At 65.5% G+C, this 7,909-nt stretch carries 8 protein-coding genes; 4 read left to right on the plus strand and 4 right to left on the minus strand.

The window, feature by feature from the left end:
- Positions 1 to 277: 277 nt before the first annotated feature.
- Positions 278 to 2,107 (plus strand): hypothetical protein, encoded by a 1,830-nt coding sequence (locus Pla111_RS09980; protein WP_146573842.1) that lies wholly within the window; start codon positions 278 to 280, stop codon positions 2,105 to 2,107.
- A 4-nt stretch (positions 2,108 to 2,111) separates the two neighbouring features.
- Positions 2,112 to 3,026: a glycosyltransferase family 2 protein gene (locus Pla111_RS09985; RefSeq protein WP_231930903.1), complete on the plus strand. Its 915-nt coding sequence runs from the start codon at positions 2,112 to 2,114 to the stop codon at positions 3,024 to 3,026.
- A 95-nt stretch (positions 3,027 to 3,121) separates the two neighbouring features.
- Here Pla111_RS09985 and Pla111_RS09990 read toward each other — a convergent pair whose 3' ends face one another.
- The 4 genes from Pla111_RS09990 to purE all read right to left on the minus strand — a co-directional run bounded on the left by Pla111_RS09990 (position 3,122) and on the right by purE (position 6,139).
- Positions 3,122 to 3,664, minus strand: a complete 543-nt coding sequence (locus tag Pla111_RS09990) for a glutathione peroxidase (protein ID WP_231930905.1) — start codon at positions 3,662 to 3,664, stop codon at positions 3,122 to 3,124.
- Between the two features lie 110 nt (positions 3,665 to 3,774).
- The gene (locus tag Pla111_RS09995; protein ID WP_146573844.1) at positions 3,775 to 4,386 is read right to left on the minus strand and encodes a hypothetical protein; all 612 of its coding nucleotides are present in this window, start codon (positions 4,384 to 4,386) and stop codon (positions 3,775 to 3,777) included.
- A 2-nt stretch (positions 4,387 to 4,388) separates the two neighbouring features.
- Positions 4,389 to 5,624, minus strand: coding sequence for a 5-(carboxyamino)imidazole ribonucleotide synthase (locus tag Pla111_RS10000; RefSeq protein WP_231930907.1), 1,236 nt, complete (start codon positions 5,622 to 5,624; stop codon positions 4,389 to 4,391).
- Positions 5,621 to 6,139 (minus strand): 5-(carboxyamino)imidazole ribonucleotide mutase, encoded by a 519-nt coding sequence (gene purE, locus Pla111_RS10005; RefSeq protein ID WP_146573845.1) that lies wholly within the window; start codon positions 6,137 to 6,139, stop codon positions 5,621 to 5,623. The genes Pla111_RS10000 and purE overlap by 4 nt, the downstream gene beginning before the upstream one ends.
- Positions 6,140 to 6,493: 354 nt before the next feature.
- Here purE and Pla111_RS10010 point away from each other — a divergent pair, with 354 nt between their 5' ends.
- Together Pla111_RS10010 and Pla111_RS10015 are read left to right on the plus strand one after the other, a co-directional pair.
- Complete coding sequence (locus Pla111_RS10010; RefSeq protein WP_146573847.1) at positions 6,494 to 7,345, plus strand: hypothetical protein; 852 nt, start codon at positions 6,494 to 6,496, stop codon at positions 7,343 to 7,345.
- Positions 7,346 to 7,591: 246 nt separating this feature from the next.
- Positions 7,592 to 7,909, plus strand: a 318-nt coding sequence (locus tag Pla111_RS10015; protein WP_146573849.1) for a hypothetical protein, incomplete at its 3' end; no start/stop codon positions are given.

Here is a 7,909-nt window from a genome sequence, read left to right on the forward strand (position 1 = left end):
CAGAAGGCTGAAGCGCCGCCAAGGCGAACGCGGTGCGAGGTAGCAAGATAAAAACGGGGCCCAACAGCTGCTCTTGACGTCGTTGCGGCCCCCCGATCCACGGGCCGCTAGATCTGCTTGCACGGGCTGCCGCGACTTTTCCGGATGCGCCGCTCCGGTGGATCGCGCATTCCGCCATGCCCAAGCCCTTGGAGCCGCTCCCGGGGGGTACGTTTACAAGCCGCGTTTCGCGCGGCGAGCTCTGCCCCCGCTCCGCCCTCATAACGGTTCCTCGCTCGTGTCTGCTGCCGTGTCGCTAGCCGCTGATGCCGACTCGCCCGGTGGCCTTTCCAAGCTTGATCGGGCCCGGCGTGACTACCGCCGGCTCCGCCGGCTGCTGATCGCCCTGCTGATTGTAGCGTGTGCCGGTCCTTTATCGCTCAACTTGGTCGATCCGGACCTGTGGGGCCACGTCCGATACGGACAGGATTGGATTGCCGACGGTGTGCTCCCCCGCACGGCGTCGCACACCTACACTGCCGAGGGCTACCCGTGGATCAACCACGAGAACCTCGCCGAGCTGCTTTTTGCACGGGGCTTCGCCACGATCGGCACGCCCGGCATGCTGATCGCGAAGTGTCTGTTGGGTCTCGCCATGCTTGGCATGATGTGGCTGGCAGCCCAGCGCCAGGGGGTTCGGCCCCTCGCGACATGGGCGCTACTGCTGCTGGTGGCGCACAATCTTCACGCCTTTTTTCCGATGCGGCCGCAGCTGCTCAGCTTTCTCTGGTGCGCGGCCATGCTGTTGATCTTCGATGTGGCGTTTGCGGGCTGGCGGAACCGTCGTACGGACTTCGTCAACGTCCGCCGTCGCGAGGATCCCAGCCCGATCGATTGGCGCGCACTCGCGCTGCTTCCGCCGCTCATGGTCGTCTGGGCTAACTCGCACGGCGGGATTGTCGCAGGCCTGGCGATTGGCGTCACGCTGCTGCTGGGCCGGGCGTTCGAATTGCTGGTGCGCTGCCGCCGCGATGCCTTGCCGGATGCTGCGGGTCTGATCACCGTTGCGATTCTGTGCCTGGCGGCCACTTTTGCGACACCCTACGGAGTCGATCTGCCACGTTGGCTGCTGCATTCGCTCGGCACGGCCCGCCCCGAAATAACCGAATGGGGCCCCCCCCTGCCGGGCAACCCGGTGTTTGCCCCCTTCGTGGCGTTGGTGGTCTTGGCGATCGGGACTTTGCTCTTTACGAAGCGTCGCCGCGACCCGGTTCAGATTGCGATCATGCTGCTTGTCGGCTGGCAGGCGGTGAGCCATCTGCGGCACATCGCGTTCTTCGCCCTGTTGTGCGGGTTCTGGCTCCCGCCGCATCTGCAATCCATTGCGGGTCGGCTCCGCCAGCAAGCCGCGGCGGGCCTGCCGCTGGCGACCCTCACGCCCCGTTCGCGGATGATCTTTTCGCTCGCGCTCACGCTCGCGATTGCGTTGCAAGGTGGCGTGGTGGCTTCGCGGTTGCTATCGCTCCCCGTGCCGCGCGATCACTATCCGGTGGATGCCATCCAATGGATGGCCGATCAGGAGACCGCGGGCAAGCTGATCGTTTCGTTCAACTGGGCTCAGTACGCCATTGCCGCGTTGGCCCCCGATGTACGGGTCTCGTTCGACGGCCGATTCCGCACTTGTTATCCGCAGGCAGTGATCGACCGCCACTTTGACTTCCTGTTGGGAGACACGTGGCCTCGTTGCCGCTGCGCGGCATCGGGGCCGATTGATCCCGCCCGAACGCTCGAGGTGGATCGCCCCGATTACGTGCTGGTCGATCGTCGCTACGACATCGCGGTGGGCGTGATGCAAGCCGCTGCCAAACCTTCCGCTCCGGATCAGTCCGCCCCGTGGACGCTGCTCTATCAAGACGCGATTGCCCAGGTTTGGGGGAGAAGCGATTGGGTCAATGACCCGCGCTCGCCTCAGCATGTCGCGGACGAGTGGCGGCTGGTTTCCGATTACTGTTCGCCCACGGCCGCGCCGTGGCCCGCGTTGCCCCGCGATCTGGGGCCGCTCCCGTCGCGCGCGACACCCGGCAAGGTCGCCGCGGCGAACCCCTCCAATCCTCAAGACGCAGGCTGAGCTCATGCCTCCCACAATCGACCCGGTCTCGGCCGAGACCAAGACCCCTTTTGAAGTGGAAGACGCCACGCCGCTCGCGAGCGTGCCAACGCGCGAAGCGCCGCTCAGCACGCGTGTCGAGCAGACGCTCGCCGAGGCCGAGGCCGCGTTGGCCGAAGCGCGGGCGCACGGCGATCTGGACGACACGCCGCGTCGCGCCGCATCGCGGCCTCGAATCGAGGACAAGCTGCGGCTGAAGGTGTCGGTGCTGATGCCGGTCTACAACGAGCGCGAGACGATCCGCGAGATCGTAGCCCGTGTTCGTGCCGAGCAACAGCACGACGAATTGCTGATCGTCGATGATTGCAGCACCGACGGAACCCGCGACCTGCTGATCGAACTCGAAGCCGAGTGCGAAGACGTCCACCTGATCCTGCACGGCTACAATCGAGGCAAGGGCGCAGCACTACGCACCGCGCTCGAAGCGGCCCGCGGTGATATCGTCCTGGTTCAGGATGCCGACCTCGAGTACAGCCCGAGCGATTACGCCAAGCTGATCGAGCCGATCCAGCGGGGCGAGGCCGACGTGGTCTACGGGTCGCGCTTCCGCGAGAATGCCGAGCAAGACCCTTCGCGGCTGCACCGCCTGGGAAACCGCGCCCTGACCTGGTTCAGCAACCTCACCACCGGGCTGCGGCTGACCGACATGGAGACCTGCTATAAGGCCATCCGGCGTGGTTCGTTGCGGGGCGTTACGCTCCGCGAAGACCGCTTCGGCTTTGAGCCCGAGATCACCGCCAAGCTCGCCCGGCGTGGGTGTCGCTTCGTGGAAACCTCGGTTGCTTACGACAGCCGAGGCTGGGACGAAGGCAAGAAGATTGGCGTCCGCGACGGGCTACGAGCCCTGTGGTGCATCGTGCGCTACGCCTGGTTCGATTGACCGTCGCTTTTCCGGCAGCTCCTTAAGCGGGAGCTGTCTGTACTCAGGCGTGTTGCCAACGGGTGGACTCACGCGAGCCTCTCACGCCTGAGGCTTTACTTGGCGAGTTCGGTTTCGATCACGGTGGTCAGCTCCGTGCTCATCGGGTCGACGCTCGACTTGTAGCGGCCAACGATTTTGCCATCGCGTCCGATGAGGAACTTTTCAAAGTTCCAGCCGATCTTGCCATCGTACGGCGGTGTGCCGGTCAGTTCTTCGTACAGCGCGCACTGTTCGGGCGGATTGACGTTTGCCTTAGCGAGCATGTCGAACCCGACACCGTAATTGGTCTGGCAGAAGTCGGCGATCTCTGCGGCGGTGCCCGGCTCTTGAGCGCCGAACTGATTGCACGGCACGCCGACGATCGCGAGCCCCTGCTCCGCATACTTCTCGTGCAGTGCTTGCAGCGGCGCGTACTGCTTGGTGTAGCCGCAGCGGCTGGCGACATTCACCACCAGCACCACCTTGCCGGCATACTCCTGGGCGAGGTTCACCTCGCCACCGCTGAGCTTCGGCATGGTGTAATTGAGAACTGACTCCGCGGAAGAAGGGGCCGTCATCGCAAGCAAACCGAGAAAGGCAAGTGAGCGGGGGAACATGGCGCGGCTTTTTAGAGGGGGGCGTCACGAGGGCCGAACTTGGGGCACTTCCCATCATAGGCACCGCCGAGCGGGCGACCAGCGGCGCTTCTCTGGCGTTGCGGGGGGGGCTAGGCCGTGTAGGCCTGCGTTCCCCGCCCCAGTTTCTCGAAGGTCGCCATGAATTCGCCCGGATCGGCGTCGAGCGGTTCGACCTGCGCGGCCGACACGATCGCGACGCGTCCGCTCCACGGGTCCGGGGCACCGGGCAAATAGACGATGACCTCTCCCGCCGCGGTCCGCTCAACCTCCATGCCGAGCTGGCTGTAGGGGCCCAGGTCGATGCGGATTGGCTTCAGCACGCCTCCCGCTTTGACGCCCCCCAGGTTTCCGGTGAGCTGCTCTTTGAACACGGCGTAACGCGGAAAGAGCATCAGCAGGTAACGCTCCGCGCGGTCGCTGAACCATCGGCCCAGCGACCGGCGGGCGAGCAGCCCGCACAAGAAGCACAGCGCGATCACCGCCGCCAAGCCAACGGCCGTTGCCACCGCATAGCCGATTGCCGTGTCGGGCAAGAGTGCCTGCGCGTGATCGTTTCCTTGCACCGCCTGGACTAGCGACCACACGAGCTGGCCCGCCTGGGCCAGCAACGCACCGACGACCACCAGCGGCAGCAAGAAGACGATCCCGCCGATGGCGGTCGTTTTGAGAAAGCCGATTCTTTGATTCGCTTCCAGCCGCATGATCAAGCTTCCTGCGGATCCGAGTACAGCGCCGCGCGCGCGGCCAGAGCGCCGTCATGAGCCGCTTGCGAAGTCGTGCCCAGGTACGTCAGGTGCCCCATCTTCCGCCCCGCGCGCGGGGCGTCTTTGCCGTACAGGTGCAGATGGGCTCCCGCCATCAGCGCGGCCTCCCACCGGGGCTCGCCCCGTTGCCAGACGTCGCCCAGCAGGTTCGCCATCGCCGCCGGCGCGAGCGACTCGGAGGAACCTAGCGGCAGCCCACAAACGGCGCGCACCTGTTGCTCAAATTGCGAGGTCTGACAGCCCTCGATCGTCAGGTGACCCGAGTTGTGCGGCCGCGGCGCGATCTCGTTCACCAGTAGCCCGCCATCGGGCAGCACAAACAGCTCTACGCACAGCAGTCCGACCGCGTCGAGGCCTTCGGCCACGGTCGTGGCGATCTGTCGGGCCGCGGCTGAGGTTGCGCTCGTAAGCCCGCGTGCCGGTAGCACCGAGACATCGAGAATATGTTGCGCATGCGCGTTCTCGATCGGGCCGTACAGGGCGGTTTGGCCATCCAGACCGCGGGCCACGAGCACCGAGACTTCGCGCTCAAAGGGGATAAACGCTTCCAGGATGCCGTCGCCAGGACCCAGGGTCTGCCACGCGTCGGCGAGTTCGCCCGCGTCGCGCAGCACGAGTTGGCCCTTGCCGTCGTAACCCATCTGCGCGGTTTTCAACACGGCCGGCAGCCCGATGGTCGCGGCCGCTGCGCGAAGCTCGGCCAACGAGTGAACCGCGGCGAACGCCCCAACCGGCACGCCGACCCGTTTGAGAAAAGTCTTCTCGCGCACGCGGTGCTGGGTGGTGTGCAGCACGTGGCTGCCGGGCCGGATCGGCGTGTGTTGCTCGGCGATGGCGATCGACTCGGTTGGCACGTTCTCGAATTCGAGCGTTGCCGCGTCGCAGCCCAGCGCGAAGCTGGCGATGCTGCGCGTGTCGGTCAGGGCGCCCACGTGCTCCGCATCAGCCGCTTGGCCGGCCGGCGAGTTGTGGTGGGTGCTGAAGACGTGAACGCGGTAGCCCATCCGCTGGGCCGCGTGGACAAACATCCGGCCGAGCTGCCCCCCGCCAAAAACGCCCAGCGTTGAGCCCGGTGGCAGCGGCACTTGTCCCGCAGCGTTGGGTTGCGCGCCCCGCGCGCTGGCGTCTTGCCCCTGACCGATCGGGCGCGCCGATCCGTCTTGAGCACGGCTCACGGTAGCTCCTGCTGCGTGACGCGCTGGCGTTCCGACTCGCGGAGGGCGTCCAGCCGCTGCCGCAGCTCGGGACGCGAGGTGGCGAGGATCCGCGTGGCTAGCAGCCCCGCGTTCTTGGCCCCGCCAATGGCGAGTGTCCCCACCGGCACGCCGCCGGGCATCTGCACGATCGACAACAGCGAATCGAGTCCCTGCAACGCTTTGGATTGCACCGGCACACCCAGCACGGGCAGCGAAGTCAGCGCGGCGATCATGCCGGGCAGATGCGCCGCCCCCCCCGCGCCAGCGATGATCACTTCCAGCCCGCGTTCGGACGCCGTCTTGGCGTAGGCGACCATCTCTTCGGGGGTACGATGGGCCGACACGACGCGCCGCTCATGCGGCACGTCGAACGCTTCGAGGGCGTCGCAGGCGGCCTGCATCGTTGGCCAGTCGCTTTCCGAGCCCATGACGACCCCCACCAGGGGTCCGGCACCCGCCGACACGGTGTCGCCAAAGGGGGGCGGTTTGGGCATAGCGATACGAACGGGGTCCGGGCTGGCGCGAGACGGTCGTCGAAACCAAGATTGTGCGCTGCCTGCCGGGGTTACGCCAAGCCTGCCCCGCCAATCGAGCTGGGGGGCAGGGACAGTCGGCCGCGGGCGGGATTGGCTGCCGGCGCAGTGTGGCCCGGCCGATTGTCCGTGGGCGTCAGCCCAAGAGGTTGAACGTTTGACTTTAAGGAGTTCAACATACTCATTGCGAGAAGAGAGACCCTGATTACCTCCTGTCGCAAGCGACACCGATAATCGGCCGAAGCCGTCCGGGCGCAGGCGGAATTGAGCGCGGCCGACTGTCGGTGCTACCCACTACCGTAGGAAAGCTGAAAAATGCGGTCGTACTATGAATTCCGTATTAAAGAGAAATACGCGTCAATGCTCTTTGCTGACGACGAAGGCGAGCGGCTCGGGACATCGGTACGCAAAATCGTGCTTAGGGGCGACGACCCAAGACTACCCGAGGTCAACCGACTCGATCGAGAGCTTAAACAAGGGCAGAACAAACCACGATACTTCTACGCCGGTTGGAGTATCCAGTACAAATACACACATCGCGAGATCGAGGCGGCTGAGGCGTTCAAGCTGAAAGTGACGTCGGTCTTCGAGCCGGCGGGCGAAGAGCGTGGGACCGAGTACGACGAGTCGAGGGCGTGCCCTGCCTGCGGAACCGGTGCGCCGCAGGTGACGCCGCTACGACTTCCCGCGGGCCGTATCCCGAAGACGAAAGACTTCAGCCGCACCATTGCCGACGAGGTGGTGGTGTCACAGCGCGTGAAGGACGCCTTCGAAGAGTGCGGCGTCTCCGGAGCCAACTTCGCGACCGTCGTCTCGACGAGCCGTTCCAAGGGGTTTGTCGAGGGGCGCTACCAGTTTGAAGCGACCGAGGCGGCCGCGGAGGTGGCGCCTCCGACCGTGAGCGGGAACAAACCGTCTGACCTGGACACGGAGGGGGAGTACCGGTGCGCTCGGTGCGACCTGCTGGGGCTTAACTTGTTATCGGAGCTGTCGGTCGCTCGCGCGTCGGTGCTAGATCTAGATGTCCAAGCAACGCGGGCCTACGTCGGCCTCCGCTCGGGTCTGCTGCGGCCGAGACAGGTCGTGCTGGTGTCGCCGAAAGTCTATCGCCTTGCGAAGGAAATGAAGCTCAAGGGGGTTGCGTTCGAGATCGCCTACCTCGTGTAGTTGTCCGCTCAAAACCCTGACCCGAGATTGCTTTGGGACTTGGTCGAATCGTGATCGCGACGTTCCACCATCAGTCGGTTCTGACGTACAACTTCGCGGTGGAGCCCGCAGCCCGTAGGATGGGTGGTTCTGTCGGCGAGATGCTGTTTTCCCTGGTGGGCTTGCCACCGACAGGTTCACCCATCCTACGAGCTAAGCGGTGAACACCACCCCACCCCGCTGTCTACTTGCGTTAGGGTCCCCATCATGCGACCAGCCCTCTCGATCTTCCTACTCTTCGCCGGCGTTGCGTGCCTCTGGCGTGGTTTAAGCGTCACGGCGCCGGCTCTCGAGCCTGTGCAGGCCCGCGCGACGCGGGTGTCGCTCTCGGCGCCGGCGGCGCCGATGGTTCGCGAGCAGCGGATCGAGACGATCCGCGTTGGTCAGCGGGTGTGGATCGGGGAGAACCCCTCGGCGGAGCGGGACCACCGGCTAGGCGTCGATATCGCCGATCCGTCGCAGTGGCGGAAGATGACGCTCCGCTGCCCGAAGCGGGACGGCACGATCGCCAGCGTGCAGATGCTC

The organism is Botrimarina hoheduenensis, assembly GCF_007859815.1.
GTDB classification, from domain to species: domain Bacteria; phylum Planctomycetota; class Planctomycetia; order Pirellulales; family Lacipirellulaceae; genus Botrimarina; species Botrimarina hoheduenensis.